Origin of the sequence: Exiguobacterium sp. s168 (assembly GCF_018619035.1) — a bacterium.
GTDB classification, from domain to species: Bacteria; Bacillota; Bacilli; order Exiguobacteriales; family Exiguobacteriaceae; genus Exiguobacterium_A; species Exiguobacterium_A acetylicum.
In genome coordinates this window covers 1-26,647 of record NZ_JACSNE010000001.1, presented here as the reverse complement: position 1 = coordinate 26,647, position 26,647 = coordinate 1, and the positions used below count along the sequence as shown (strand labels likewise).

Annotated in this window: 28 protein-coding genes; 8 read left to right on the top strand and 20 right to left on the bottom strand. The window is 44.6% G+C overall.

Translation table 11 applies throughout. The annotated features are described in order from the left end of the window. The first annotated feature begins 19 nt into the window (after window positions 1-19). A complete protein-coding gene (locus KNQ15_RS00140; protein ID WP_023468847.1) occupies window positions 20-1,507 on the top strand; it encodes an aminotransferase class I/II-fold pyridoxal phosphate-dependent enzyme in 1,488 nt (495 codons plus the stop codon). A 56-nt stretch (window positions 1,508-1,563) separates the two neighbouring features. Here KNQ15_RS00140 and KNQ15_RS00135 read toward each other — a convergent pair whose 3' ends face one another. The 5 genes from KNQ15_RS00135 to pdhA form a co-directional block, all read right to left on the bottom strand. Further along, window positions 1,564-1,869 (bottom strand): SAV0927 family protein, encoded by a 306-nt coding sequence (locus KNQ15_RS00135; RefSeq protein WP_029342175.1) that lies wholly within the window; start codon window positions 1,867-1,869, stop codon window positions 1,564-1,566. A 109-nt stretch (window positions 1,870-1,978) separates the two neighbouring features. Beyond that, complete coding sequence (lpdA, locus tag KNQ15_RS00130; RefSeq protein ID WP_214726927.1) at window positions 1,979-3,391, bottom strand: dihydrolipoyl dehydrogenase; 1,413 nt, start codon at window positions 3,389-3,391, stop codon at window positions 1,979-1,981. Between the two features lie 3 nt (window positions 3,392-3,394). Then, window positions 3,395-4,687 carry a dihydrolipoamide acetyltransferase family protein gene (locus KNQ15_RS00125; protein ID WP_029342177.1) on the bottom strand — a complete coding sequence of 431 codons (1,293 nt, stop codon included), beginning with the start codon at window positions 4,685-4,687 and terminating at the stop codon, window positions 3,395-3,397. Between the two features lie 101 nt (window positions 4,688-4,788). After that, window positions 4,789-5,766 (bottom strand): alpha-ketoacid dehydrogenase subunit beta, encoded by a 978-nt coding sequence (locus KNQ15_RS00120; RefSeq protein ID WP_023468851.1) that lies wholly within the window; start codon window positions 5,764-5,766, stop codon window positions 4,789-4,791. Between the two features lie 3 nt (window positions 5,767-5,769). Beyond that, on the bottom strand, window positions 5,770-6,852 hold the full coding sequence (gene pdhA, locus KNQ15_RS00115) for a pyruvate dehydrogenase (acetyl-transferring) E1 component subunit alpha (protein WP_023468852.1): 1,083 nt from the start codon (window positions 6,850-6,852) through the stop codon (window positions 5,770-5,772). A 377-nt stretch (window positions 6,853-7,229) separates the two neighbouring features. On the opposite strand from pdhA, the gene def reads away from it, so the two are divergent. After that, entirely contained in the window at window positions 7,230-7,769 is a 540-nt protein-coding gene (gene def, locus KNQ15_RS00110) for a peptide deformylase (RefSeq protein ID WP_029342180.1), read from the top strand. Between the two features lie 45 nt (window positions 7,770-7,814). Here the strand turns inward: def and rnjA are convergent, their stop codons facing one another. Together rnjA and KNQ15_RS00100 are read right to left on the bottom strand one after the other, a co-directional pair. Then, window positions 7,815-9,482 (bottom strand): ribonuclease J1, encoded by a 1,668-nt coding sequence (gene rnjA, locus KNQ15_RS00105; protein ID WP_035396693.1) that lies wholly within the window; start codon window positions 9,480-9,482, stop codon window positions 7,815-7,817. Further along, window positions 9,479-9,694 carry a DNA-dependent RNA polymerase subunit epsilon gene (locus KNQ15_RS00100; protein WP_023468855.1) on the bottom strand — a complete coding sequence of 72 codons (216 nt, stop codon included), beginning with the start codon at window positions 9,692-9,694 and terminating at the stop codon, window positions 9,479-9,481. Before KNQ15_RS00100 ends, rnjA begins: the two co-directional genes overlap by 4 nt. 173 nt (window positions 9,695-9,867) lie before the next feature. Between KNQ15_RS00100 and KNQ15_RS00095 the strand changes: the two genes are divergently transcribed. Beyond that, window positions 9,868-10,644 carry a Cof-type HAD-IIB family hydrolase gene (locus KNQ15_RS00095; protein ID WP_064299596.1) on the top strand — a complete coding sequence of 259 codons (777 nt, stop codon included), beginning with the start codon at window positions 9,868-9,870 and terminating at the stop codon, window positions 10,642-10,644. Between the two features lie 38 nt (window positions 10,645-10,682). On the opposite strand, the gene KNQ15_RS00090 is transcribed toward KNQ15_RS00095, so the two are convergent. The 5 genes from KNQ15_RS00090 to KNQ15_RS00070 all read right to left on the bottom strand — a co-directional run bounded on the left by KNQ15_RS00090 (window position 10,683) and on the right by KNQ15_RS00070 (window position 16,109). Then, the gene (locus KNQ15_RS00090; protein ID WP_023468857.1) at window positions 10,683-11,351 is read right to left on the bottom strand and encodes a potassium channel family protein; all 669 of its coding nucleotides are present in this window, start codon (window positions 11,349-11,351) and stop codon (window positions 10,683-10,685) included. Between the two features lie 104 nt (window positions 11,352-11,455). Continuing rightward, window positions 11,456-12,478, bottom strand: a complete 1,023-nt coding sequence (locus KNQ15_RS00085) for a cytochrome d ubiquinol oxidase subunit II (RefSeq protein ID WP_214726925.1) — start codon at window positions 12,476-12,478, stop codon at window positions 11,456-11,458. Window positions 12,479-12,490: 12 nt separating this feature from the next. Next, entirely contained in the window at window positions 12,491-13,888 is a 1,398-nt protein-coding gene (locus KNQ15_RS00080) for a cytochrome ubiquinol oxidase subunit I (protein ID WP_023468859.1), read from the bottom strand. Window positions 13,889-14,122: 234 nt separating this feature from the next. Beyond that, complete coding sequence (locus KNQ15_RS00075) at window positions 14,123-15,235, bottom strand: N-acetyldiaminopimelate deacetylase (protein WP_023468860.1); 1,113 nt, start codon at window positions 15,233-15,235, stop codon at window positions 14,123-14,125. Continuing rightward, entirely contained in the window at window positions 15,219-16,109 is an 891-nt protein-coding gene (locus KNQ15_RS00070) for a transcriptional regulator CcpC (protein WP_029342184.1), read from the bottom strand. The genes KNQ15_RS00075 and KNQ15_RS00070 overlap by 17 nt, the downstream gene beginning before the upstream one ends. 65 nt (window positions 16,110-16,174) lie before the next feature. Here KNQ15_RS00070 and KNQ15_RS00065 point away from each other — a divergent pair, with 65 nt between their 5' ends. Next, window positions 16,175-16,570, top strand: a complete 396-nt coding sequence (locus tag KNQ15_RS00065; protein ID WP_214726923.1) for a disulfide bond formation protein B — start codon at window positions 16,175-16,177, stop codon at window positions 16,568-16,570. Window positions 16,571-16,628: 58 nt separating this feature from the next. Here KNQ15_RS00065 and KNQ15_RS00060 read toward each other — a convergent pair whose 3' ends face one another. From KNQ15_RS00060 to KNQ15_RS00030, 7 genes are all read right to left on the bottom strand, one after another. Continuing rightward, window positions 16,629-17,900, bottom strand: a complete 1,272-nt coding sequence (locus KNQ15_RS00060; RefSeq protein ID WP_047393698.1) for an FAD-dependent oxidoreductase — start codon at window positions 17,898-17,900, stop codon at window positions 16,629-16,631. A gap of 115 nt (window positions 17,901-18,015) precedes the next feature. Continuing rightward, entirely contained in the window at window positions 18,016-18,834 is an 819-nt protein-coding gene (gene nadE, locus KNQ15_RS00055; protein WP_214726916.1) for an ammonia-dependent NAD(+) synthetase, read from the bottom strand. A 33-nt stretch (window positions 18,835-18,867) separates the two neighbouring features. Beyond that, complete coding sequence (locus KNQ15_RS00050) at window positions 18,868-19,314, bottom strand: BsuPI-related putative proteinase inhibitor (protein ID WP_214726909.1); 447 nt, start codon at window positions 19,312-19,314, stop codon at window positions 18,868-18,870. Window positions 19,315-19,392: 78 nt separating this feature from the next. Then, entirely contained in the window at window positions 19,393-19,605 is a 213-nt protein-coding gene (locus KNQ15_RS00045) for a hypothetical protein (protein ID WP_023468866.1), read from the bottom strand. Window positions 19,606-19,965: 360 nt separating this feature from the next. Continuing rightward, window positions 19,966-21,057, bottom strand: a complete 1,092-nt coding sequence (locus KNQ15_RS00040) for a conserved virulence factor C family protein (RefSeq protein ID WP_029342189.1) — start codon at window positions 21,055-21,057, stop codon at window positions 19,966-19,968. Between the two features lie 86 nt (window positions 21,058-21,143). Next, complete coding sequence (locus KNQ15_RS00035; RefSeq protein WP_214726907.1) at window positions 21,144-21,857, bottom strand: alpha/beta fold hydrolase; 714 nt, start codon at window positions 21,855-21,857, stop codon at window positions 21,144-21,146. An 8-nt stretch (window positions 21,858-21,865) separates the two neighbouring features. After that, a complete protein-coding gene (locus tag KNQ15_RS00030; RefSeq protein WP_023468869.1) occupies window positions 21,866-22,423 on the bottom strand; it encodes a GNAT family N-acetyltransferase in 558 nt (185 codons plus the stop codon). A gap of 111 nt (window positions 22,424-22,534) precedes the next feature. On the opposite strand from KNQ15_RS00030, the gene KNQ15_RS00025 reads away from it, so the two are divergent. The 4 genes from KNQ15_RS00025 to KNQ15_RS00010 all read left to right on the top strand — a co-directional run bounded on the left by KNQ15_RS00025 (window position 22,535) and on the right by KNQ15_RS00010 (window position 26,441). Continuing rightward, complete coding sequence (locus KNQ15_RS00025) at window positions 22,535-23,287, top strand: hypothetical protein (RefSeq protein WP_236627101.1); 753 nt, start codon at window positions 22,535-22,537, stop codon at window positions 23,285-23,287. Between the two features lie 247 nt (window positions 23,288-23,534). Further along, a complete protein-coding gene (locus tag KNQ15_RS00020; protein WP_214726899.1) occupies window positions 23,535-23,828 on the top strand; it encodes a hypothetical protein in 294 nt (97 codons plus the stop codon). Between the two features lie 346 nt (window positions 23,829-24,174). Next, window positions 24,175-25,500, top strand: a complete 1,326-nt coding sequence (gene brnQ, locus KNQ15_RS00015) for a branched-chain amino acid transport system II carrier protein (RefSeq protein WP_214726891.1) — start codon at window positions 24,175-24,177, stop codon at window positions 25,498-25,500. A 65-nt stretch (window positions 25,501-25,565) separates the two neighbouring features. Beyond that, window positions 25,566-26,441 carry a DegV family protein gene (locus KNQ15_RS00010; RefSeq protein WP_023468873.1) on the top strand — a complete coding sequence of 292 codons (876 nt, stop codon included), beginning with the start codon at window positions 25,566-25,568 and terminating at the stop codon, window positions 26,439-26,441. Between the two features lie 75 nt (window positions 26,442-26,516). On the opposite strand, the gene KNQ15_RS16995 is transcribed toward KNQ15_RS00010, so the two are convergent. Next, a partial coding sequence (locus tag KNQ15_RS16995; protein ID WP_214727324.1) for an IS3 family transposase occupies window positions 26,517-26,647 on the bottom strand: 131 nt, incomplete at its 5' end.

The following is a 26,647-nucleotide window of genomic DNA, read 5'->3' as shown; positions in this document are numbered from 1 at the left end:
TTTTAAGGGGGGAAATCTGGTGCAAACAAAAAGCTTAACACAGCTCGATACACCTTTATTCGATGCGCTACTCGCGCATGCGAAACGTCAACCAATTCAATTTCATATTCCCGGTCATAAAAATGGTCAAGGAATGGATCCAGCCTTTCGATCGTTCATCGGTCAGAATGCGCTCGATATCGATTTAATCAATATCGCTCCCCTTGATGATCTTCATCATCCAAAGGCAATCATTAAGGAAGCTCATCAATTGGCCGCTCAAGCCTTCCACGCCGACGAAACGTTCTTTTCCGTACAAGGAACTTCAACGGCAATCATGGCAATGATCATGAGTGTCGTCGGACCTGATGATAAAATTCTCGTTCCTCGGAACGTGCATAAATCGGTGATGTCAGCTATCGTTCTTTCTGGTGCGCATCCGATTTTCATTCACCCTGAATTTGATGAGACATTCGGAATCGCGCACGGTATCACACCAAGCGCGGTAGAACGTGCCCTTGCACTTCATCCCGATACAAAAGCAGTTCTCGTCATCAACCCGACCTATTTCGGCGTTGCTGGCGACTTAGAGAGTATCGTCAAGCTTTCCCATAGTAAAGGTATTCCGGTACTCGTCGACGAAGCACACGGCGTTCATATCGCATTCCACGAAGATATGCCATTGTCTGCGATGCAAGCAGGAGCTGATCTTGCCGCAACCAGCGTGCATAAGCTCGGTGGGTCACTCACTGGAAGCTCTGTCCTGAACGTTCGTCGCGGACTTGTTTCTCCAGATAAAGTTCAAGCGGTGCTCTCGATGTTGACGACGACATCGACATCCTACCTATTGCTCGCATCTCTTGACTGTGCACGACGTCACCTTGCGATCAATGGTGAAGCGATGAATCGTCGGGCACTTGAACTTGCGACACGGATGCGTTTTGGATTAGCGAAGCTTCCTTATCTCGCTGTTTTCGGTGAATCCGATCTTCATTCGAGTGCGACGTTTGCCTTTGATCCAACGAAAGTGCTCGTTTCCGTTAAAGGACTTGGTATTTCCGGTCACCTTGTTGAAGAGTTTTTACGTGAAGAACATCGGATTGAAGTTGAACTTTCAGATTTGAACAACATCCTCGTCATCATTACGTCTGGTGACTCGGAAGAGACGATTGATGCCTTTCTACATGCGATGTCATTACTGGTTGCACGTTATCAAAATAATGGAGCTGAAACGACTGATCATTCGATTGTTCTTCCAGACATCCCAGCACTCGCTCTCAGTCCTCGTGATGCATTCTATGAAGAGACAGAGACGATTCCGTTGATTGATGCGGTCGGGCGGATTTCAGCTGAATTCATGATGGTATATCCACCTGGTATCCCAATCTTCATTCCAGGTGAAATGATTACGGCAGACAATCTTGCCTATATCAAAGAAAACATCGAAGCTGGTCTTCCGGTTCAAGGCCTTGAGGACCATTCACTCGAGACAATCAAAGTCATTCAACAATCGAATGCGATTCGGTAAAAACAAGACAAAGCAGTAATCCTTATTCAATGGGGATTACTGCTTTTTTAGTCATTTCATTCTGCGTACTCATCGTTTGGTGAACAAGGAATGAATGCTGCGAGTGCTTCACCAATTACTTCGACATCCTCTCGTTCAATCGCAAATGTACGAACTAAGACATCTCCATTCAACACATCCTGTTGATCGAGTAACGCTGACTGACCACCGGTTAAACTGACGACGAGTACTTTCCCGAAGAATTGTCCCGTACAGACGACAGCAAAATCATAGCGGGCGAGTGCAGTCGTCCAGCCGACAAAACGAACCTTATCCATCTCTGATACGTAATACAGCTCCTCCAAGGTAGTCACGGATTCCATGTGCGTCCACCCTCTCCAATTTTTACTTTTCCTTTTCCTTTTTTGAATCAAGCCCAAACAAAAAACACCTCATTCACGGTCGGCTCCCCGCGAATGAGGTGTTTCAATATTATTTAATGATGTGGATCGGGCTGCCGATTGCAACTTCAGCAGTTTCCATTGCGATTTCACCAAGTGATGGGTGCGCGTGGATTGTGAGTGCGATATCTTCAGCTGTCATACCAGACTCGATTGCGAGTCCCATTTCAGCGATCATATCAGAAGCACCTGTACCAGCGATTTGCGCGCCGATCAAGAGACCATCTGATTTACGAGTGATCATTTTCAAGAAGCCGTCTGGCTCGTTGAGTGCAAGTGCACGACCATTCGCAGCGTAAGGGAATTTAGACGCGATGTAGTCGAGTCCTTCTTCTTTTGCTTGTGCTTCCGTGTAACCGACTGTAGCGAGTTCTGGGTCTGTGAAGACGACCGCTGGAATTGCACTGTAGTCGAGGTATGCAGGGTGTCCTGCAGCTGCTTCAGCAGCGATTTTAGCTTCGAATGAAGCTTTGTGTGCAAGTGGTGGTCCGGGAACGATATCACCGATTGCGTAGATGTTTTCGTTTGAAGTACGGCACTGATCGTCGATTTCGACAAGACCACGGTCGCTGACTTTAACTTCTGCCATTTCAAGACCAAGATCACTAGTGTTCGGACGGCGACCAACAGTAACGAGGACGTAGTCCGCTTCAACTGTTTGTGCTTCACCGTTGACTTCGAATGTTACTTTAACGCCATCTTCCGACTCTTCCACACTTTGAGCAAGTGCTTCGTTGTGGATTGTGATGTTACCTTTTTGTTTGAGCTTTTTCTTAACGACTTGCGTCATAGCAGGCTCGAAACCAGAAAGGATGTCTTTTGTTCCTTCAAGAATGACGACTTCTGTATCGAAGTTCGCATACGCTGTACCAAGCTCCATCCCGATGTATCCGCCACCGATGACGATGAGTTTTTTCGGGATTTCAGGAAGGTTCAATGCGCCTGTTGAAGAAAGAACGCGTTTTGACCATTTGAAAGCTGGAAGTTCGATTGGAGTCGAACCTGTCGCGATGATACATTTCTTGAATTTGTAAGGAGTCGAAGAATCTTCGTTGATGATACGAACTGTATCTTCTGATTGGAAGTAAGCTTCCCCAACGACAGTCTCAACTTTGTTCCCTTTAAGAAGACCACTAACGCCGCCAGTCAATTTGTTGACGACAGATTGTTTCCAAGTTTGAACTTTCGAGAAATCGACAGTTGCATTCTCAGAAGTGATCCCCATATCGCTTGAACCTTTAGCATGCTGGAAGTTGTGTCCTGCAGTGATCAAGGCTTTTGACGGGATACATCCAACGTTTAAGCAGACACCGCCAACGTTTTCACGTTCAACGATTGTTACTTTCATACCGAGTTGCGCGCCGCGGATTGCAGCAACGTAACCACCAGGGCCAGCCCCGATTACGAGTAAATCTGTTTCTTGTGCGAATTCACCTACTACCATTGCTTATCCCTCCATGATGAGAAGTTGTGGGTCGTTCAATAGACGTTTAACTAAGTTAAGCGCGTTTTGTGCAGTTGCACCATCGATGAGACGGTGGTCGAAACTGAATGAAAGTGCAAGAACTGGTGCAGCAACGATTTCGCCGTTTTTAACGACCGCTTTTTCAGCGATACGACCGATACCGAGGATTGCAACTTCTGGGTGGTTGATGACTGGCGTGAACCACTGACCGCCAGCAGAGCCGATGTTAGTGATCGTGATTGATCCACCTTTCATCTCGTCGCCAGAAAGTTTTCCTTCGCGTGCTTTACCAGCAAGGTCGTTGATGTCGTCAGCGAGTGAGAAGATCGATTTACGATCTGCATCTTTAACGACTGGTACGACAAGACCGTTGTCTGTATCTGCAGCGATACCGATGTTGAAGTAGTTTTTGTAGACGATTTCTTCGTTTACATCGTCGATTGATGCGTTGATTGCTGGGTATTTCTTAGCAGCAGCCGTCAATGCTTTTACGACGAACGGAAGGTAAGTCAATTTCGTACCTTGAGCAGCCGCAACTTCTTTGAAGTTTTTACGGAGTGCTACGAGGTTCGTAACATCAACTTCGTCCATGAGTGTTACGTGTGGAGCTGTATGTTTCGAGTTAACCATTGCTTTCGAAATCGCTTTACGGATTCCTTTGATTTTCTCGCGTGTTTCAAGTTCAGGTTGAGCAGCAACGTAAGGCTTAACTTCTGTTTTTGGTGCAGAAGCAGCTGCAGCTGGTGCTTTTTCTTCTGTTGCTGGTGCTTCAGAAGTTTGTCCACCGTTTGCGAATGCATCGATGTCTTCTTTAACAACACGACCGTTGTCGCCAGAACCTTGGACTTCACGGATGTCGACACCTTTTTCACGTGCATATTTACGGACAGATGGCATCGCGATGACGCGTTCTGATTTATGGATTTGAACCTCGTTTGGTTTGTCTTCCACTTTTTGATCCGTATCTTGAACGTCTTTCGCGTTGTCTTCAGCTTTTGGTTGCTCTGCTTCTTCAGAAGGAGCAGAACCTTCGCCTTCGACTTCGAATGTGATGAGGACGTCGCCAACGACAGCTACGACACCTTCGTCAACTTTTACTTCTTTAACAGTACCATCAACTGGTGATGGGATTTCAACGACTGCTTTATCGTTTTGTACTTCAAGAAGAACGTCGTCTTCCTTGACAGTGTCGCCCGCTTTTACGAACCACTTTACGATTTCACCTTCATGAATACCCTCACCGATATCCGGCAATTTGAATTCAAATAAACCCATTTGAATATGCCTCCTTTTAGTTCACTCTTCTAGTCGATTGTTATCTGTAAAAACGGAAGCAAGGAGAGAATGGAACCCTCTCCTTATTTTCCGAAATGCTCTTAGAAATTGTAGACAGTTTTGACTTTCTCAACGATATCTTTGTGGTCTGGGATCCAGACGTCTTCACCTTGTGCGAATGGGAAGATTGTATCTGGTGCAGCAACACGAAGGATCGGTGCTTCAAGGTCAAGGATTGCACGTTCTTGGATTTCAGTAGCAACCATTGCAGCAATACCCGCTTGTTTTTGTGCTTCTTGAACGACGACGACACGGTTTGTTTTCTTGACAGAAGCAAGAATCGTATCGATATCAATCGGGCTGATCGTCATCAAGTCGATGATTTCGACGCTGATGTTTTCTTTTTCGAGCTCTTCAGCTGCTTTAAGTGAAGCGTGTACCATCGCACCGTAAGTGACGATTGTTACATCTGTACCTTCACGTTTTACATCAGCTTTTCCGAGTTCGATCGTGTAATCGCCCTCTGGCACTTCACCGCGGAATGAACGGTAGAGTTTCATGTGCTCGAGGAATACGACTGGGTCATTGTCGCGGATTGACGCGATCAAGAGACCTTTTGCATCGTATGGTGTTGAAGGAATGACAACTTTAAGTCCTGGTGACTGAGCCATGAGTCCTTCGAGGTTATCTGCGTGAAGTTCCGGTGTTTTAACACCGCCACCGAATGGTGAACGGATTGTTACAGGTGCACTGTACGTACCACCTGAACGGTAACGGAGACGCGCAAGTTGTGCTGCGACTGAATCAAATACTTCGAATACGAATCCGAAGAATTGGATTTCCATGATTGGACGGAATCCTGTCAGACTGAATCCGACAGCAAGACCACCAATACCTGATTCCGCAAGTGGTGTATCGAAGACGCGGTCTTCACCGAGCTCATCTTGAAGACCTTCTGTCGCACGGAATACCCCACCGTTTTTACCGACGTCTTCACCGAACAAGAGAACTTGTTCGTCGCGTTTCATCTCGACGCGCATTGCGTCAGTGATCGCTTGGATCATCGTCATTTGTGCCATGGGTTATTTCGACTCCTTTGCTGTATACTCATCAAGCTGCTCTTGCAGGTTTTGTGGAAGCTTTTCAGCCATCACGTTGATGAAATCTGTAACTTTTTGTTTTGGTTCTTTGTCAGCTTGTGCAAGTGCTTCCTTAACGTCAGCTTTTGCTTGCTCGATGACTTCGTTCTCTTTATCTTCGTTCCAAAGACCTTTTGCTTCCATGAAAGCACGGAAACGGACGAGTGGATCTTGTGCTTGGTACTCATCATCCATGTCTTTTGTACGGTAACGTGTTGGATCATCACCAGCGAGTGTGTGTGGTCCGTAACGGTAAGTCAATGTTTCGATCAATGTCGGAACACCGTTAAGTGCTTCAACACGAGCTTGTTTCGTAGCTGCGTATACAGCGAGAACGTCCATACCGTCGACTTGGATACCATTGATCCCAGCAGCGACAGCTTTTTGAGCGATTGTTTTCGCCATAGATTGTTTTTCGACAGGTGTCGAGATTGCGAAACGGTTGTTTTGAACGACGAAGATTGCAGGTGCTTTGAAAGCTCCAGCGAAGTTCATTCCTTCATAGAAGTCCCCTTGTGAAGAACCACCATCACCTGTGTAAGTGATTGCGACTTGTTCTTTACCGCTTTTCTTAAGACCGAGAGCAACACCAGCCGCTTGAACGATCTGCGCACCGATGATGATTTGTGGCATTAAGACGTTAACACCTTCAGGAATCTTACCACCTGTGATGTGACCGCGTGAGAACAAGAATGCTTTGTAAAGTGGGAAGCCATGGAAGACCATTTGTGGAATATCACGGTATCCAGGAAGAATCCAGTCATCTTTATCCAAAGCGAATTGTGTACCGATCATTGACGCTTCTTGTCCAGCTACTGGTGCGTAGAACCCAAGACGTCCTTGACGGTTAAGTGAGATTGCACGTTGGTCCCAGATACGTGTGTATACGAGACGGCGCATTAATTCCGTAAGCTCTTCATCCGAGAGGTCTGGCATAGCGTCTTTATTGACGACTTCACCTTTCTCGTCAAGAATGCGGAACGTTTCAAAGTTTTCTTCCACGTTTTTAAACATGTTTACGTTCATCTTTTCACCTCATCCTTTCACTGCGTTCAGCGAAATATTCCTCTGACTGATTTGCCCACATGACAATAGTGTCCAAAAAACGAAGTCCCGTGTGACTATCCTTTGAACATGTGTCTGTGTACCTATTCAGTTGAGTAAACTGTATTATCATGAATCGACACGTTATAGCGTCTTGTTCATTACGTTACAAGTATAAATCTGTAACACCTTAAAATCAAAGGAAATGTTTTATTTTTTTCGCGTTTCACATTGTGAATTCAATCACAAAACTAGAATATTCCATCTTCTGTATCATTCGATATTTTCCTACTGTGTTAGTTGTCATCATTCCCCACTTTCCTATGCTATACTTTTTGTAGACGAAAGGAGTGTTGTTCATGATCACCATGAATGAAATCGTACGCGAAGACGTTCCTGCTCTTCACGAACGGTCAGTAGAAGTGACCTTCCCTCTCAGCGATGAGGATAAGGAAACGATGCGACTCATGCGCGAGTTCCTCGCCAACAGTCAAGATGATGAAATTGCGAAGAAATACGACTTACGAAGCGGTATTGGACTTGCAGCACCACAAATTGGTGTCAACAAGCGCATGTTCGCGATCCGCTTACCGGATGGTGACGATTTATTGGAATTTGGTATCTATAATCCAAAAATCATCAGTCATTCCGTCGAGCAGACGTATTTAACTGGCGGCGAAGGATGTTTGTCCGTCGACCGTGAAGTCGAAGGACATGTACCGCGCTATATGCGTATTACCCTAACTGGCATCGATCATAACGGAAATCCTATAAAATTACGTTTAAAAGGGATGAAAGCAATCGTCTGCCAACATGAATACGACCATCTAGATGGCGTCATGTTTTACGATCGGATTGATAAAAAAGAACCGTTCAAGGAATACGGTCCTGCTACGTAATACAAAAATCCTCGTTTCCGTTTCGGAGACGAGGATTTTTTTGAATCAGACTTCCATGATGATCGGCATGACCATTGGATGACGTTGTGTTTTTTCTGTTAAATACGGTGTGAGCGTATCGTTGATGACTTGTTTGATGTCCGTCCATTTCGTATTGCGGTTCGCAAGCGATTGATCAAGCGAACGCTTGAGTAGACGTTCAGCATCTTTAATCAAATTACCCGACTCACGCATGTAGACGAAACCACGCGAGATGATGTCCGGTCCAGAGACGAGACGATTCGTCTTCGAGTCAAGCGTCACGACGACGACGACGAGTCCCTCTTCTGAGAGAATACGGCGATCGCGTAAGACAATGTTTCCGATGTCTCCGATTCCTTTTCCATCGACATAAACCGCATTCGCTTGAATCTTCCCAGTGATAGCGGCTGCATTCGCATCTAATGCCAGTACTTCACCGTTATCCATGACGAAACAGTTCTCTTCCGGTACGCCAGCATCCATCGCAAGCGACATATGCTTCTTCAGCATCCGGTATTCCCCGTGAATCGGCATGAAGTATTTCGGATTCAATAGACGTAACATGAGCAACTGCTCTTGTTGACTACCGTGACCTGATGTATGGATATCATTCAGTTTACCGTACATGACATCTGCGCCAGCTTTATACAGCTGATTGATCGTCTTTCCGACAGAAACGACGTTTCCTGGGATTGGTGACGACGAGAAGATGACGAGATCATCCGGAATGATCGAGATTTGACGATGTGTTCCGTTTGCGATACGGCTAAGTGCAGCCATCGGTTCTCCTTGTGAACCGGTACAAAGGATCGTCAACTCATTTGATTTATAACGTTTCATCTCGTTCGGCTCGATGATCGTACCCTTCGGCGCTTTGATGAAATCAAGTTCTTGACCAATCATCATGACCTTGTCCATGCTACGTCCGAAGACGACGATTTTCCGTCCTGCTTCTACAGAAGCATTGACGACTTGTTGCAGACGATAGATGTTCGACGCAAACGTCGCGAAGATGATCCGTCCTTCCGCTTTACGGAAGATGTCTGAGATCGTTTCCCCAACGACACGTTCACTCATCGTAAACCCTTCCACTTCTGCGTTCGTTGAGTCCGATAGAAGACACAATACGCCTTCTTTACCGAGTTCAGCCATTTTCGCTAAATCAGCCGGCTCTCCGACTGGCGTGAAATCGAACTTGAAGTCCCCTGTATGCACGATGTTCCCTTGTGGTGTTTTGACGACGACACCGAACGAATTCGGAATCGAGTGTGTCGTACGGAAGAACGAGATGCTTGTCTTCCGGAACTTGATGACCGAATCTTCATCGATCTCATGCAGTTCCGCGTTGCGAAGCAAACCATGCTCTTCTAACTTCACCTTGATGAGACCCATCGCAATCTTCCCTGCGTAAATCGGTAAGTTCACTTGTTTAAGCAAGAAAGGCAGACCACCAATGTGATCTTCATGACCGTGTGTGATGAAGACGCCTTTGACCTTATCCTTGTTCTTGATCAAGTACGTGTAATCTGGAATGACATAGTCGATTCCAAGTAATTCATCTTCTGGGAACATGACACCCGCGTCAATGACGATGATCTCATCTTGGAATTGAACGACATACGTGTTCTTCCCGATTTCCCCGAGTCCACCGAGTGCGAAAACGGCGGCCTGATGGTTTTTGACGAACTTCATTCGAACGTCGCAACCTTGAAATCAGGATGTTGTTGTTCGTATGTCAAAAATTCTCCGCTGACTTCGCGGATGAACTCGATGTTGATATCTTTGAGGTGGTCAATCGTTGATCGCACGTCACGAATGCTTTCCCCTTCTACATACATTGTTTCTGTCCGTTCACGAACAGGTGCTTCCGAACGAAGCGGTTGGTAAAATACTTTAAAAATCATGCCTAGCAACTCCTTATCAGTACATTGTTTTTTGTCCTTAGTACAGTATACACGATACATGGACTATTTTTCATCCTTATTCGGCATGTTCCCTTCCGGCAACACGCTTTTGGTTATGCTATACTTTCACATGAACAGGTCATTTCGACCAATTAAAAAGAGAAGGTGAAACCATGGCAAATCAGAAAGTCGTCTTTTTCGATATCGACGGAACCTTATTGCATGATGGTCATTTTGTTCCGGAATCAACAAAACAGGCAATTCGTAAGCTTCAAGAAAATGGTGTCTATGTAGCCCTTGCAACTGGACGCGGACCTGCGATGTTGTCTGGAATCCGTGAACTACTCAACATCGATACGATTATCGGCTATAACGGGCAAATCGTCGTTCATCAAAATGAAATCATCTACAAACGTCCACAACCTAAGACGGATTTAACGCATTTAACGCAACAAGCGAAAGAAAACGGGCATACACTCGTTTATCTTGGCGAAACAAAAGGCTTCACGACGAAATCAAATGACACGCATGTCGTAGATTCGCTCGGCGAACTCGACATGCCATTACCGATTCACGATGAAGAAGCTTTCTTATCGCATGATGTTTTCCAAACGCTCGTCTACTGTACGGCCGAAGAAGAAGCGGATTATGTTAAACGGTATGACGCATTCGATTTCATTCGTTGGCACCCACACGCAATGGATGTCATCAATGTCGGTTCCTCGAAAGCAGAAGGGATCAAACAATTCCTGAAATTGACGAATATTCGCCGCGAAGATACCTTTGCATTCGGTGATGCTTTAAACGATTTAGAGATGCTCCGCTACGTCGGAACCGGTATTGCAATGGGCAACGGGCTTCCAGAAACGAAAGCTGCCGCTGACTATGTCACGAAACCCATCCTTGAGGACGGTATCGCACACGGATTAAAAGAATTCCAACTCATTTAATTAAGTAAATGTAAAGCTGAGGCGTGCCTCAGCTTTTTTTAGTTCTTCACTTTATGAATCGCACGCTCTAGACGGTCGAGATCCTCATTTTCACCAATGACGACGAGATAGTCCCCTTTTTCAATCATTTCATCAGCTTGTAGAGAAATCAGAACGTTTTCTCCACGTTTAATGGCGACGACGTTCGCTCCGTATTTGCTTCGTAGATCAAGGTCGATCAATGTTTGTTTTGCCATCCGGTCACTGACTTTAATTTCAACGATCGAAAATTCTTGAGATAAGTCGAGATAGTCAAGAATATTTGAACTCATTAAACCATTTGCAATCCGGACGCCCATATCCCGTTCGGGGTGAACGATGAAGTCTGCTCCGATTTTTCGTAATACCTTTTCGTGGTAATCGTTCGTCGCTTTAACGGTGATCGATTGTACCCCGAGCTCTTTTAAGATCAATGTCGTCAAGATAGATGCTTGAATATTTTCCCCGATGGCAACGATGACATGATCGAAGTTTCGGATTCCTAGACTTTTTAAGACATTCTCATCCGTCGTGTCCGCGATGACGGAATGCGTCGCAATTCCCATGAATTCATTGACGCGCTCCTCGTCGGAGTCAATCGCTAAGACATCGTACCCATTTTTCGATAATTCACGGACAATCGAGCCACCAAAGCGCCCTAGTCCAATTACTGCAAACTCTCCATTCATTTTCACAACTCTCCTTCACAATCGCTCTTCCTTAGTAGTGTACCTGATTCAATTTAAAAATACTATAAACGCCCCTGCGATTCGCAGAGGCGTTTATTCATACATTATTTTGAGGATTTCCCACGTACATAATCGTTATCGAACAAGAAGAGTCGTAAAATCAAGTACAACGCCGGAATCAAGAGTAAGAGTCCGAAGATGAAGACAACGACGAGTGCGGAAGCCATTGTTTCGTTAACGACCGCTTTGTTGATATCGATATATGGATACAAGATATATGGTAAGTGCGTATAACCGTAACCAAACCATGCCACTCCATACTGTAACATGACCGCGACGAAGGCAATTCCGTAATTCTTCTTCATGTAGACGAGTGTCACCGCAACGAGGAAGAAGATGAAACTAGCAGCGAACCACCACCAGTTCCCGTTTAAGATGTTCTCATAGTGCCATGCCGCTTGATTTTTCAATCCAAAGAAGACGAGTGCACAGACAAGAATCGTCGGACCACTCCAGAAGAGTGCCCATTTACGAATTAGCGGAGTAGCCCCTTCATCCTTCGCTTTATCTGCATAGAACAAGAGGAACATCGCACTGATATAGAGGACGGATACGATAGCGAGTGCTACGACCGACCAAGAGTAAAAGTTCGTAAATAATTTTGTTCCTAAAAACTCAACCGTTTCATTCGTTTTACGAATGAAACCACCTTGACTGATCGTCAATGTCGTTGACATCGCCGCCGGAATCAATAGACCAGTTGCTCCATATAAGAATGTATAGAATATGCTGTCGTTTGATCCATAATTGGCAAATGCATAGAAGCTACCACGAATCGCAATCAATACGAGAACGATCGAGGCTGGCACGAGTAGTGCCGTACCGAAATAGTAAGCGGTATCCGGGAAGAACCCGACTAGTCCGACGAAGAAGAATACGAAGAAGACATTCGTTACCTCCCACACTGGTGAGAGATAACGAAGAATCAATCGATTCGTTAAATGATCCCGCTTCGTATATTTTGAATAAAAGGCGTAAAATCCAGCACCGAAGTCAATTGAGGCAACGATGAGATATCCGTACAGGAAAGTCCAGAGGACCGTAATTCCTAGTGTTTGAACGTCCAAATCGTTCCCTCCTTACTTGTTATCATCCACGAACATAGCTTCCCCACGTGCGTGGTGGTTTTCAGCAAGTTCTTGAAGTTCTTTTCCAACCGGGTTTTTCTTGAACATTCGTAATAATACGACTGTACAAATCGTACCGAGCATCAAGTACAAGGCACTGAATAGAATCAACATCGGACCGACGGCAGTTGATGTCGTCGCCGCATCTGCTGTCCGCATGATGCCGTAAAGTGTCCAAGGTTGGCGACCAATTTCAGCATACATCCAACCTGCTTCAATGGAAATCATCGCCAGAGGTCCACCGATGAAGACACCTCTTAAAATCCATTTGTTATAAGGATTTAATTTTTTCAAACGGAATGCCAAGATGAACAAGGCAGAGATGGCAGCCAAATACATACCAATCGAAACCATGATATCGAAGAAATAGTGAACGATCAGCGGTGCTTGATCTTCTTTTGCGAACTCATTTAGACCAATGACTTCTGTATCTGGAGCTCCACCCGCAAGGATCGAGAGTGCATATGGGATTTTGACGGCTCCCTTGATTTCATAACTGCCGTCTTCTTGCTGATCAAGTATCCCACCAAAGATCAATTCTGCTTCACTTGTCGTTTCAAAATGCCATTCAGCAGCTGCAAGTTTTTCTGGCTGATATTTCGCCAAGTATTTCCCTGAGAAGTCCCCGACAAGTGCCGTCGAGAAGGCAAAAATCAATCCAGCCATAACCGTTAAGCGAAGTGCTTTTTTGTGATACGCTGTTTCCGCTGCTGAGAGTGTTTTTTTGCGGAGTAAGTGGAACGCCGCGATTGCCGCCAAGATGAAGGCGACTGTCAAATAAGCCGATACGATGACGTGTGTTGCTTTTGTAGGTGTTGCTGTATTGAACATTGCTTTTAATGGTTCAATTTGCGTTAGCGTTCCGTTGACGATCTTAAATCCTTCTGGTGAGTTCATGAAGGAGTTGACCGTCGTAATGAAGAATGCTGATGCTGTCGCACCGATGACGACTGGAATCCCGATCAACCAGTGTAACCATGGGTTTTTGAATCTATCCCATGTATACAGGTAAATACCGAGGAAAATCGCTTCAAAGAAGAATGCGAATGTTTCCATGAACAGTGGTAATGCGATCGTTTGACCAGCCACTTGCATGAGTGACGGCCAAAGTAGTGATAATTGCAATCCGATGGCCGTCCCTGTCACGACACCGACTGCGACGGTAACGACGTATCCACGCGTCCACCGTCTTGCTAATAAAATATAATCCGGATCTTTGCGTTTCAGACCGATGAATTCAGCTGCGAGTACCATGAGCGGTACCCCGACACCAATCGTCGCGAATATAATGTGAAACGCTAATGTGAGCCCTGTCAACAATCGACTGAGCAATACGGGATCATTGAACATGTATATAGCCCCCTCTTCCTAAAACATACTTCTCTATATGGTCTATAACCGTATCATAGAGAACATAACCCTTTATGTCTGTTTATAATGTTTGATGTAACAAATTGTTCACATGTGCACGTGATTTTTTTCACAAAATGTTCGAAAACTCCTATTCTTACATATATAAAAAGCTTTCCCATTCTTGATTTCGAAAGGGAAAGCTTAATGTCCTTCATTATTTCATAAAACTTTTTAAACATATTCTCGGAAATAATGATCGAGTAAATCAATCACAAATGGAATCGCGGATTCATCCGGATTCAAGGTTGGTTGATGAAGTCCAGATGTCGGATTGTCGACTCCAAGCCAAAACATCATCCCTGGAATTTCCTTCAACATGAATCCGAAGTCTTCTCCTGTCATTGCTGCATCACATTCAATGTAGTTCGCATTCATCTTGACGAATGATGAAAATTTATCAACGATGTGTCGGTCATTGACGACCTCGTAATAACGATTTCCGAATTGCAGATCAATCTTGACGCCAAAGGAAGCTTCGATTCCTCGAATGATGTCACGAACGCGTCGTTCCAGTTTTTCCATGTCTTCCCCATTGAGCGCGCGCATCGTACCGTCAAGAACTGCTCTACCGGCGATGACGTTTTCTCGAATCCCGGCATCGACCTTTCCGATCGTGATGACGCTACAGTTCATCGGATTGATGGATCGGCTGACGATTGTTTGCAATTGCATGATCAAGGCTGCTTGCGCGACGACCGTATCAATCGTCAAATGAGGAAAGGCCGCGTGACCACTTTGACCATAGATCGTGATATGGACTTCTCGAGCACTCGCGAACAAGACGCCGGGACGGCTTGCAATCGTACCGACTGGATACTCCGGTGCGACGTGAAGACCATACATCTCACTTGGACGATATTTTTCAAACAACGGACTTTTAATCATCGGTTCTGCCCCGCCCGGACCTTCTTCCGCTGGTTGGAACAAAAAGACGACATCATCCATGACCGGCAATTCAATGATTCGTTTCATTAATCCTAACGCAATCGACGTGTGCATATCGTGACCACAGGCATGCATGAAGCCTGGATGTTCCGAGCAAAACGGAAGACCTGTCGCTTCTTCAATCGGTAACCCATCAATGTCTGCACGGTACCCAATCGTCCGATTTCCAGTCAATCCTTTCACTCGAACGAAAACTCCCGTTTCAAACGTGTCATACGTGACACGATCTGGTGGATAGGCACGAATTTGTTCCAATATAAAAGCTTGCGTCTTAAATTCCTTGAACCCTGGTTCTGGTATTTTATGAAGCGCGCGCCGCATCTCAATGGCGTATTCCATCTGACTGACTTCCTCCTTCTTCTTTTACGATATCCCAAAATGCTTGAACTTGTTTTAGTTCAAGCATCGATTCCGTAGACAAAATCCATGTATCTCGCTTTAATATTTTTCCAGACGATGTTTTTAACGGAAGCTGCATGACTTCATTTGATTGCTGAATCGTCGACTCGGGTAAAATCGCAAATCCAATTCCATGTAGAGCCATCTGCTTGCATGTCTCGATTTGATCGACGACCAGCGTCCGGGATGGCGGACTTGCAAACCGATCTTGCCACCATTCTAAAATTTCTTGATAATACGTTGAATCACTCTTGAACTGGATGAATGGTCGATCCGTCACGCGTAACTGTTCGATGGACGTCAACTCACTATCGACTAAATAGAGTGGATCCGAGAAAAGACGTTCTTTGACACCTTTCCAGTCCGGGTTTCCACGAATGATCCCGATATGAAAATGTTCCTCTAACATATGACGCATCATCTCACTCGACCAACCCGTAACAAGTTGGACACGGACATGCGGATAACGCTCAACGAATCGTTTTAAGACACGCGGGAGCCAGTATTGCCCCATGATGGAAGCGACAGCAATCCGAAGCGTCCCATAAACGGCACCTTCTTCTGCTGTCAATTCACTTTTTAACTCGAGTTCCTTCCGATTCATCTCTTTTGCGAGACCGATTACTTTTTCTCCTTGTGGTGTGATGCTTAATCCACGCGATGAACGAATGAATAATTTTGTTCCCCAGCGTCTTTCAATCGCAACGAGACGTTGACTAAGTGCAGGTTGCGAGACGAATAATCGTTCAGCAGCGCGCCTCATATTCAATTCTTCCGATAAGGTGATCAACATTTCCATTTCCGACACTTGCAATGTGAGATTCGACTCCTCATGATATAAGATGGCATTAGTTTAACACGTTAGAAAGGACGATACATATGACACGCTATCATTTTATGTTCATCATCTCAACGATTGCAACGCTTGGCAGTCTCTATTTCAGTGAAATTCGCGGATTCATTCCCTGCCCGCTCTGTTGGTGGCAACGACTATTCATGTATACGACAGCCTTTTATTTGCTCATCTCGCTATTCCAGTCGAAAACGATTGATCCGCTCTTCGTCCGCCTGTATGTGCTTGCCGGCTTTGGTGTCGCTTTGTACCACGTCATCCTTGAGCGCTTACCCGATGGCGAAGCGTTATGTACGAGTGGCTGTCTCATTAAATGGGTCAACTATTTTGGTTTCTTGACGATTCCGATGATGAGTCTCATTGCCTTTACATTACTCTTAGTTCTAGCGTTCTATCCAGCACGTTCGAATAATGAAGCATAAGACAACACGATACAAATAAGGAGAAGCTATTTGAGCTTCTCCTTATTTGTATCGTACATCACGTCCAGCGATTGAAGACGCTGACGGCGCTTGAAAAAGCAAGCTCTGAGAGTTGTCCCGTACCTTCACACCAGTCCCCGACGAAAGCGACACCTGCATGATCCGGAATGTGAGTCGCAAGTGGTGTTTGCCCCATTTTCCATTTTATTTCTTGTACGACTGCTCGTTTGATCGTTCGTTCTGCGACGATACGTTGTCTCCAATCTGCAAAATGAACGTCAAGCATCTGTTCGATTCCCGTTCGGACATGTCCAATATAATCGGGATCATCAAGTCGATCGTGTTCAAGATAGGCGATTGCTTGAAGGACTTGACCATCCTTCGGTGCAAGACTTGTATCATAATGCGATAAATCCGTGATGAACGCTCGATGCGAACGGTCGTAGATGTATGAATACGGTGTTTGAATATACGGGTGAAGTCCAAGATCATACACGAATACTTCTACTGGTTCATGACTCGCATACGGTGTAACAAATCGTTGAATGACAGTTGGGGTCGCCATTTTTAAAATTTCACGCGGTGGTACGGCAAAGATAATCCGTTCGACGTTCCATTCTTGTTTCTTTCGATCACGGACTAAGAATCCTGTCATAGTCGATTCGACTGCTGTTATTTTTGTTTTTTTCAAGATCTCTCCACGATTCTCTAGGATGATCCGTTCCAACTCCTGTACTAACCCTTGCCACCCACCTTCGATGTATGAGACAGGCTTTCGCGTCCGAAAAAGTTTTTGATAATACTCGAAATAGACGTCTGACGGGATTTTTTCCGGTTCTGCCGTAAAAAAGTTCGTTGATGCCAAATCAAGCATCAACTGTGCCACTTGTTCATCGACTCGTTCTGTTTTTAACCATTGTCCGATCGATTGTAGCGGATCCCCTCGTTCGACTCGTAAAATCGTTTTAATGATCTCCCATGTGAAACGTACTTTGTTCGTTCCTTCGATGACTTCTGTTTTTAGTAATCCCCAGGCATTCGCAGGAACTGCCGTCAAATGACCTGAAAACTCATATTTCGCACGACTCGCTGAGAAATCTAACCACGTCACTTCGATACCGAGCTGTTTCGTTAATTTGCGAAGAATCGATTGATCGCGTCCATAAATCGCATGGGCACCGTAATTAAACGTAAACCCTTTTACGGTTTGAGAGGTGGCACGTCCTCCAAGTAATCCAGCATCCCAAAGTGTGACCGGTGTTCCTTGTTTTGCGAATAATGCCGCTGCCGTCAAGCCGGATAATCCTCCACCTATGATACCAATCGTCATACTCCCGCCTCCTCAATCGTCATTTCTTTTCTTTTCCCATAACGATTGAAGAAGAATCGAAGAACATGAAAAAAGACGCAATTTCAATCATGAAATCACGCCTCCTTATTCTTGATTATGCTCTCCACCATTCATCGAGTGGTGAGACCGGCATATGATGCTTATGCCCAACACGTTTATACTGCGTCTCTAACTTTTCTTGACTTGCTTCTGAAATCGTCTTACCTTCCAAGTAATCATCAATTTCTTCGTATGTCATTCCGAGTGCCACTTCGTCTGGTAGTGCCGGACGGTTTTCTTCAAGATCTGCTGTCGGAACTTTTTCAATCAAGACTTCTGGTGCGTTCAAGTAACGTAAGAGTTGTTTCCCTTGCCGTTTATTCAGTCCCGTCAATGGCGTCAGATCACATGCACCATCACCATGTTTCGTGTAGAATCCTGTCACGAATTCAGCTGCATGATCCGTTCCAACGACTAAGCAGCCATAATGAGCGGCTAAATCATACTGGCTTTTCATTCGCTCCCGCGCTTTCGTATTTCCTTTACTAAAGTCGGAGAGTTCTGCACCTGTCGCTTCTTTGAACGCCTGCATCGATGCTTCGACTGCTGGTTTAATGTTCACACGAAGCGAATGATCCGGTTGAATGAACGTCAAGGCTGTCTGTGCGTCTGCTTCATCTTGTTGTTCCCCGTAAGGCAAGCGGACCGCATAAAATGCGACATCTTTCCCCTCTTCTTTTCGCAACTCTTCAACTGCCAGTTGGCATAGACGACCTGCGAGCGAAGAATCTTGTCCCCCTGAAATGCCCAATACGAATCCTTTTGCTCCAGTATGCTTGAGATACGCCTTCAAGAAGCCTACCCGCTCGTTTACTTCTTGTGCTGGATCAATGACAGGCTTTACTCCTGTTACTTGGATGATTTCTTGTTGCATGAATCACTTCACTCCTTCACATTGTGTTGATCGTCATTTTGAATCAATCATTTGTCGATCGGTCGTTTGTTTTGCACTTGCTCCCTTGAATTGACGGATTGTCGATACGCGAACTTCCGTGCTATCACCTAAAGAGGAGATCGGTAATTCAACCGTATACTGTTTCGTTTCACGTTTCGTGAACGTATCCTTTTCAATCGCTTGCGTGAAAACTTGTTCTTTCTCAAAATCATACGTTACGTGTTGTTTCGCATCAATCAATTGAGCCTGAAAACGTTGTGAGGAAGGATACGTCACGTTCACACTGTGATCATTTGGATTCGTTAAAGAAATGTCTAATTGCATCATGTCGTCCTGCTTTGTCGTTTTGACTGCGATCTGAATCGGTTCGTTCGTGTTTGTTGTTGCCTGTTGTTTCTTTTCTTGGCAACCTGCTAAACAAACAGGAAGCAGTAGCAAAATGAAAACGAGACGTTTCATCCCATCCCTCCTTTTATCTTTATTAATTTTATCACAAAAAAGCGAGAGAGGATTCTCCTCTCTCGCACGTTTATCCGCTTATGCCACAGGTAAAGTCGATGGATTCATCTTGAATGAAAACAATTGCTCTAATCCTGTCGCAAACAGTTCGTCACAAATATCCTCTGCCGCGTTTGCTGGTGCGACTAATGTAATCGTCCGACTGTCGATTGTTTCGATCGTTACATATACCCCTGTTTTGGTCCGTTCCTTGTATCCTACTGCTAAATCTGTTTCAGCGAAAAGTAACATATCTCCGATTCTCCCCTTTTCTCATTCATAATGCCCAGCCAAAAGATGACCTACATGATTCGAATTCGTTATTGTAGGTTTACTGTACCAAAGGGCAGGAAAGAGAAGAAAATTGTCATTCGACATTTCATTTCAAAACAATATTTCAATTCCATCAGGGATATTTTGGAATGCTTTATTTAGTTGTTAGATGCAAGCGTTTTAATAAGCATTTCCAACACATTTCATTTCGATTTCAAAAAGATGACAACATAATTTTGATTATTTTACCAGCATTTTTAGACAACAGGGAAAATATACCTAGACAATTAGTGACTCATTTTGTCGAATGATTCTCTCAAGCAATTATTTTTTAAGTTCTCATGAACTTTCATCTATCATTCGATTCATTTGCTGCCAAACCGTTCCTAGTGCTTCTTCCCCACTCTCGATTCGTGTCAATGCGAGTTCGGCTTGTAGAGCTACTTCATATTCCCGGTCTCGGATTGCTTCACGCAGTCTTGGAATCGACTGTTCCGTTCCGACATCAAACAAGAAGCGAGCAGCTCGCCAGCGTACTAATTTATTTTTATCCGCTAATGCTTCCATCATCATTGGTTCAGCTTCTGGCATCGCCCAATCAGAAATCGTATCGCCTGCTGTCCGACGAACAATCCCTGACGGATCATGCAGTGCACTCGTCAAATACTCTAACAGTTCTTCACGGTGATCTTCGAACATCCCAAGCTTTACGATCGCTTGACGTCGAATTTGCATCTTCTCATCCTGTAGCAGGCGAGCATAAGCTGGAACCCATTCCATCTCAACAGGTAGTTCATCGAGCGCCGCGAATCGTTCTTTCCAATCGGTTGATTGAATCGCTTGACCGCTAAATGTAATATCTTCTCCTGCTGCGAGCGACTTAAGACGTTCGATACGTTCGACTGGATATGCAATCTCAATCTCATTCGCTACTTCACGCAAACTTTCGTCAAGGTCACCGTATCGAGGTGCTTGTTCCACCCAGCGTCGATCGCTAATGACATTCTGAACGAATGGTTGGACGAATAGCGCTGCTTCTCGGAAACGTTCCGACAGCCCTTCTCGTTTTTCTTCTAATCCTTTTACACCTTTGATTTGCATTGGTACGCCTAAAATGAACTGCACGAACAGATGGACAGGTTCATACTCAGCATCTGTCTCGTGCTGTTCAACATCATTTAACGTTTCACCGAACGCACGTCGTATATCGATGACAAGCGAACGCCAATCATATTTCGGATAACGCTCGATCGATAAAAAGTCACTGACCTGATAAACGAACTTAACGCCAGGTATTTCAAGTAATCGCTGAATGTGTTCCGGTGCGCCAAAGGCATGCTCGAATGTCTGTCCTTTTTCCGAAAAGACCTCATCAACGATGACTTTCATGTTATTTGGACTTGGTGTTGGTTCAATCGCTACGATTTTCATGTGTATCCCCTCCACTTCTATCATTTCAGATATCTAATCTGAAATGCAAAGCAAATGCCCTACAGACGTGACCGTAGGGCAAAAACTTACTTGAATGCTTCTTCAATGATTGCAACGAAGGCATCCGGTGTCTCAAGCATCCCCATGTGTCCACTGTCTGTTGACCGATGTATGAGATGATCATTCTTTGGTGCAAATGCGCTTTCCTCTGAAATCAGTTGATCTTTCGTGCCGTGAATGATGACACCTTTTACGTTTGCTTTCGTTAAGACCTTCGTCATATCTCGCCGATCTCGCATTGCAGAAAGCGCACGGATGGCTCCTTCGACCGTCATCATGTACCCGATTTCAAGTGCTTCAGCGACAGCGAACTCATCTGCCCCTTTAGCGAATAAGGACGGAACAAGACCATTGACGAATTCTCTGACACCGACTTCTTCAACGCGCGTGATATTTTGATTTCGTTTTTGTTTCGCTTGTTCATCATCTGCTTTAGCTGTCGAGTACACGAGACCGTATCCACTGATTTGATCCGCATACCCTTCTACGATTGCAGCTGTAATGTATCCACCAAAGGAATGCCCGATGATGATCGGCTTTTCGATACCACGTCGATCAAGTTCATGCATGACCCATTCGGCAAAGCCTTCAATCGTATCCGGACCAACATCAAGTCCCTCATGTCCTGGTAAACTTAGTGGTAATACATCAAAGGAATGTCGTAAATTTGCCTCTACCCGATTAAAATAATCTGTTCCTCCTGTAAATCCATGCAGGAGTACAAGTGTTTGTTTTTCCATTGACTACCTCATCCCTTCCATTCAGATGCGAGCATACGGTACATCGTCAAATCCATGAAACGGCCATGACTGTATGCATAATCTTCTAGTAATCCTTCTGCTTTGAATCCTAATTTTTGAACCAATGCATTAGAAGCGAGATTTTCAGGTGCGACGAGGGCGCTGATTCGATGGAGAGCAAATTCTTCAAAGCCATATGTCAGAACAGCTCTTGCCGCTTCCGAAGCGACACCACGTTGCCAATAGTCTTGACTAACTTCAAAACCAATCTCAGCCCGATGGTATTGGGATAGCCAGTTATGAAATCCGATCGTACCGATCAATTGATTCGTTTGCGCATCAGCAATTGCCCAGCGAATCGCTTTACCTTGCGTGAACTGTTCTTTAAAGTAACTGATGACATTTTTAGCTTCATAGACCGTCACGAGCGGATCTGATCCGTAATAGTACATCACTTTATCGTCCGATAGGATTTTAAACAATTCGCGTGCGTCACGGTTTTCGAGCTCCCGTAATATGAAGCGCTCGGTCCGCAATTCCGGGAATGGCTTTCGCAAGCCCCACATGCTCCATCACCTCTCTTTATGCTTCTCTATGTAGTATGCCCGTTTTCAGAAGTAAATATCCTTTCAGGCAATTCGAAGTTTTGCTACTATTAAATTATGAAGGAGTTAGTTATGGAAAGGAAGCGAAGTGGTATGTCGAGTGCGTTACTTTACTTATACGAGGACGAGGAAAATCAACGATTGACGATGTCAGGAGTACATTTCTCTGATTTCGCCGCAGCCGTCGATTTGAAACGTCCTTTACTTATTTCAGGAAGTGATTTCAAACAGACGAAACAATCGTTTCGCACGATGCTTCATTACATCGAAGGGCATGAGATCGAACAGTTTTCACAATCAACAGATGTCCAGCGTCATCCTTTGACTGCTATTGATATTCGCTCCTCCCATTCGCTCGATGTATTAACGGATGTCGAAATCGCGGAGTTATTATTTTTAATGCATATGAAACGAGGTACACCGCTCCCTTTCCTTGAATCGATTGAGAATGAACTAGTTTATTTTAGCGAACACGATGGTCTTCATGCTTCGGTTTACTTAAAGGATTGGTCACGGTTAGAACAACTTATCTCCGACCTCGTACAACGGAAATTTCGTCAGCACGCACGATCCGTCGCCTCGATCGCCTTAACAGCTGAAATCATGATTCATATCCGTCATCTCCTCAAAGAAGGCGTATTGATTGATTTCGAAAGTGCAAAACGGTCTGTTTTCTCAAGAAATATTACGATTCCTGTCTATGTAGCAGGACGGTATGAAGACATGAGCGTACTACATGAAGATTTTGAAGCGGAGAAAGAATCGATTCTTCGACGAGGAACGCTTGTTTGCCGCAAGAAGAAATGGAGTTTTGAGTTAGATTGACCTTTAGCATCTTTTTCTTTTAGAAAAGGATGCTTTTGTTCTATTTGAATTTCACATGACGATTCCCTCTTAACAGGTATTCCTATCCATATGACAATATTGTTAAAAAATTTTTCGAATTTTCACACAAAATAAGACTAGCATCTTGTGAAGACTTCGCTATAATGAGGATAACCTTTTCAAGATAGAAGTTAGACCCGGTTTTTTATAGGGATAGTACTGGAATCAACAGAAGGAGGAATTCAATATGGATCAGTTAAAAGTGAACGGAATTAGCTCATTCACGAAATTTGCGACAAATGGGAACATCCTGAAATTAAAGGATGCGACACTCGGTGAAGTGAAATTGTCGCTGAATGAAGCGAGTTCAATGACCATCGCCCCTGTCGATGAAGAAAATGGACTTTTCATCATTAAAGGGCAACAGCAGGAATCGCTTGTTGAACTGACGTTACCACGTCAATCCTGTGAGGTCGTTCACGCTTGGCTCCTCCATAAATTGAAACGCCACAAAAAAACGCGCTCGATTGCAACGAGCTGATATGTAACGTGAAACGTCTTGAGTGGAGACCGTCATCTCTGCTCGAGGCGTTATTTATTTTCAAAAATTCGGTGGTGAATTTTCAGAAAATATTGTTTTATTAAATTCTTCATGTTATCCTTAGAAAAATTCAAACAGGAGGTTTTAAACATGACACACGCAACGCTCATCCAAGAACGACTGATTGTGATTAAGAGCAGGGACTGAAGATTCATTTCTCGTTTGAGAAAATGAAGATCCAGGCCCTTTTCGTCATTTCGACAAGGCGTCTGAGCAAACGACGCCTATCCACAAACTGAGTGGATGAGGCTTTTTTTATGAAATTAGGATGAATGGAGGACAACACATGTTTAAGACAAAAGATACATTTGCTTTAGGATTTATGATTTTTGCTTTATTTTTCGGTGCGGGTAACCTCATCTTCCCACCGGAACTCGGTGCGCTTGCAGGTTCACAGTTCCTTCCTGCCATCCTTGGTTTTATCGTAACGGGTGTCGGTCTTCCTTTGCTCGGCTTACTTGCAGTTGCCTCTATCGGAGGTGGCATCAAAACACTTGCTGCACCACTCCCTCGTTTTGTAGGTGCTGCTTTGACGTTTGCACTCTATGTTGCGATTGGTCCCTTTTTCGGGATTCCGCGAACATCGGTTGTCACGTATGAGCTCGGAGTCGTTCCGTTTCTCGGTGCTCCTTCACAAATGACGTTGGTCATCTCATCAAGTCTCTTTTTCCTTGCTACACTCTATCTTGTACTACGACCAGGAAAATTACTTGAGATCATCGGACGTTTCATCACACCTTTGTTATTAATCGCTCTTGCTGCATTAAGCATCAGTAGTATCATTTCACCACTCTCGAGCGTCGCTTCACCAAACGAAGCGTATGAGACGACTGGACAGGCATTCATTCAAGGATTCCTTCAAGGATACTTAACGCTTGATGCACTCGGTGCCTTAGTATTTGGGGTCGTCGTACTGCATACACTAAAAAACCGAGGCGTTCATGAACGAAAAGCACAATTTAAAGTCGTCACTCGTGCCGGAATCATCGCTGCCACTGCTTTGACTCTCGTCTATGTCGGACTTGGAATGATCGGACGTAACACATTTGCCGCCATCGGAAAAGTTGATGGTCCAGCACTTCTTCAACATTATGCAAATACTGCATTCGGCTCAATCGGTTTAGCTGTACTTGGTCTTGCGATCTTGCTTGCATGTTTGACGACATCAGTTGGTCTCGTCACCGCATTTGCAGAATACATGATGACGATTTCCAACCGTGTATCTTTAAAAGCGGCAAGTATCTTCACGACTGCTCTTGGTCTTACGGTATCCATCGTCGGATTGCAGACATTGTTATCCATCGCTGTTCCGGTATTGATGTTCCTTTATCCAATCGTCATCGTCTTGATCGCATTGACATTCATGCGTCATCTGTTCCGTCGTAAATCGGTCGTTTATCAATCAACTCTTGGAGTAACGATTTTCTTCTCATTCTGTAGTGCGTTGAATCAACTTTCGCTTTTCCCGGGAAATCTTAAAACGTTCTATCAATCCTTACCTTTAGTGGATCAAAGTTTAGAATGGTTATTCCCGACACTCATCGCCTTTGGTATCAGTTCATGGTTTGGACACGTTTCCAGTGCTTCTATCACACAAAAACGCGCTAGCTAGTGATTCCGCTTTCATCGCTATGGTATGATAGACAAAATAGTTATATTAATGGAGGCGTCATATACATGGATAAGATTGCTTGGATTACCGACAGCATGGCTTTTTTTGAGCCAGGAGAGGCTGAAAAAATCGGAGTCCATGTGATACCGACTTTACTCATCTTAAACGGAGAGTCTTACCGGGAGTACGTCGATATCTCGATTGAACAACTTGATCAAAAAATGCGAGAAGATTCCCACGTTTCACCGACGACTTCTCAACCATCATTCGGTGACTTCGTAACCTTGTATGAACAATTGCTTGAAGATGGCTATGATTATGGGTATGCGATTCATATCACGAGTGGACTGAGCGGCACATATTCGAGTTCCGTCGCTGCAGCTGAAGCCGTCGGTTTCCCCTTGTACGCGATTGATTCGTATACAGGTGCTGCGAATCAGCAAGAACTTGTCCGGATTGCACAACGACTCGTTGCTGCTGGTAAAGGTCCAGATGAAGTCATGTCTACGCTTGAGACATTCAAGCACAAATCGCATTTTTATCTGATTATCGGAAATATGGAGACGATGCGACGGAGCGGACGTGTCTCAGGAAGTCAATTTTTATTAGCAAACATGCTCAATATTAAACCAATCGCTCAATTTAATGAGGAAGGACGGCTTGTTCCATTTAAAAAAGTTCGTTCCATCAAAAAAGCTTTTAAAGAAATGGTTAGTGAAATTTCATCAAAAGTCAGCGCTCATGGTGTTTATGATCGGACGCTTTATGTCAGTCATACGCTCGCTCATGCCGCTGCAGAAGAATTACGGCGTTTGATTTCTACAGAACATCCGGAGCTTCAAGTACGCATTACCCAATTTGGTCCTTCCATCTTGGCACATGCTGGCGCTGAGACGGTCGGTGTGTACTGGTTCGATGAGATTCCTTTACCGACAACTTGATATCTTGCACGAAACGATAAAAACCGGACGGTCTAGACTGACCTAGCAATATGAGACACATATAAAACACCTTGATTAGGCTGCCTGTACACCGTATTTTTTCGGTGTCAGGTAGCCTAATTTTTCTTGGATTCGTTCTTCGTTATAGTAATTTAAGTAATTAGTAACGCGTTCAGAGACCTCATGGTCTCTTAGTGAATTAAATT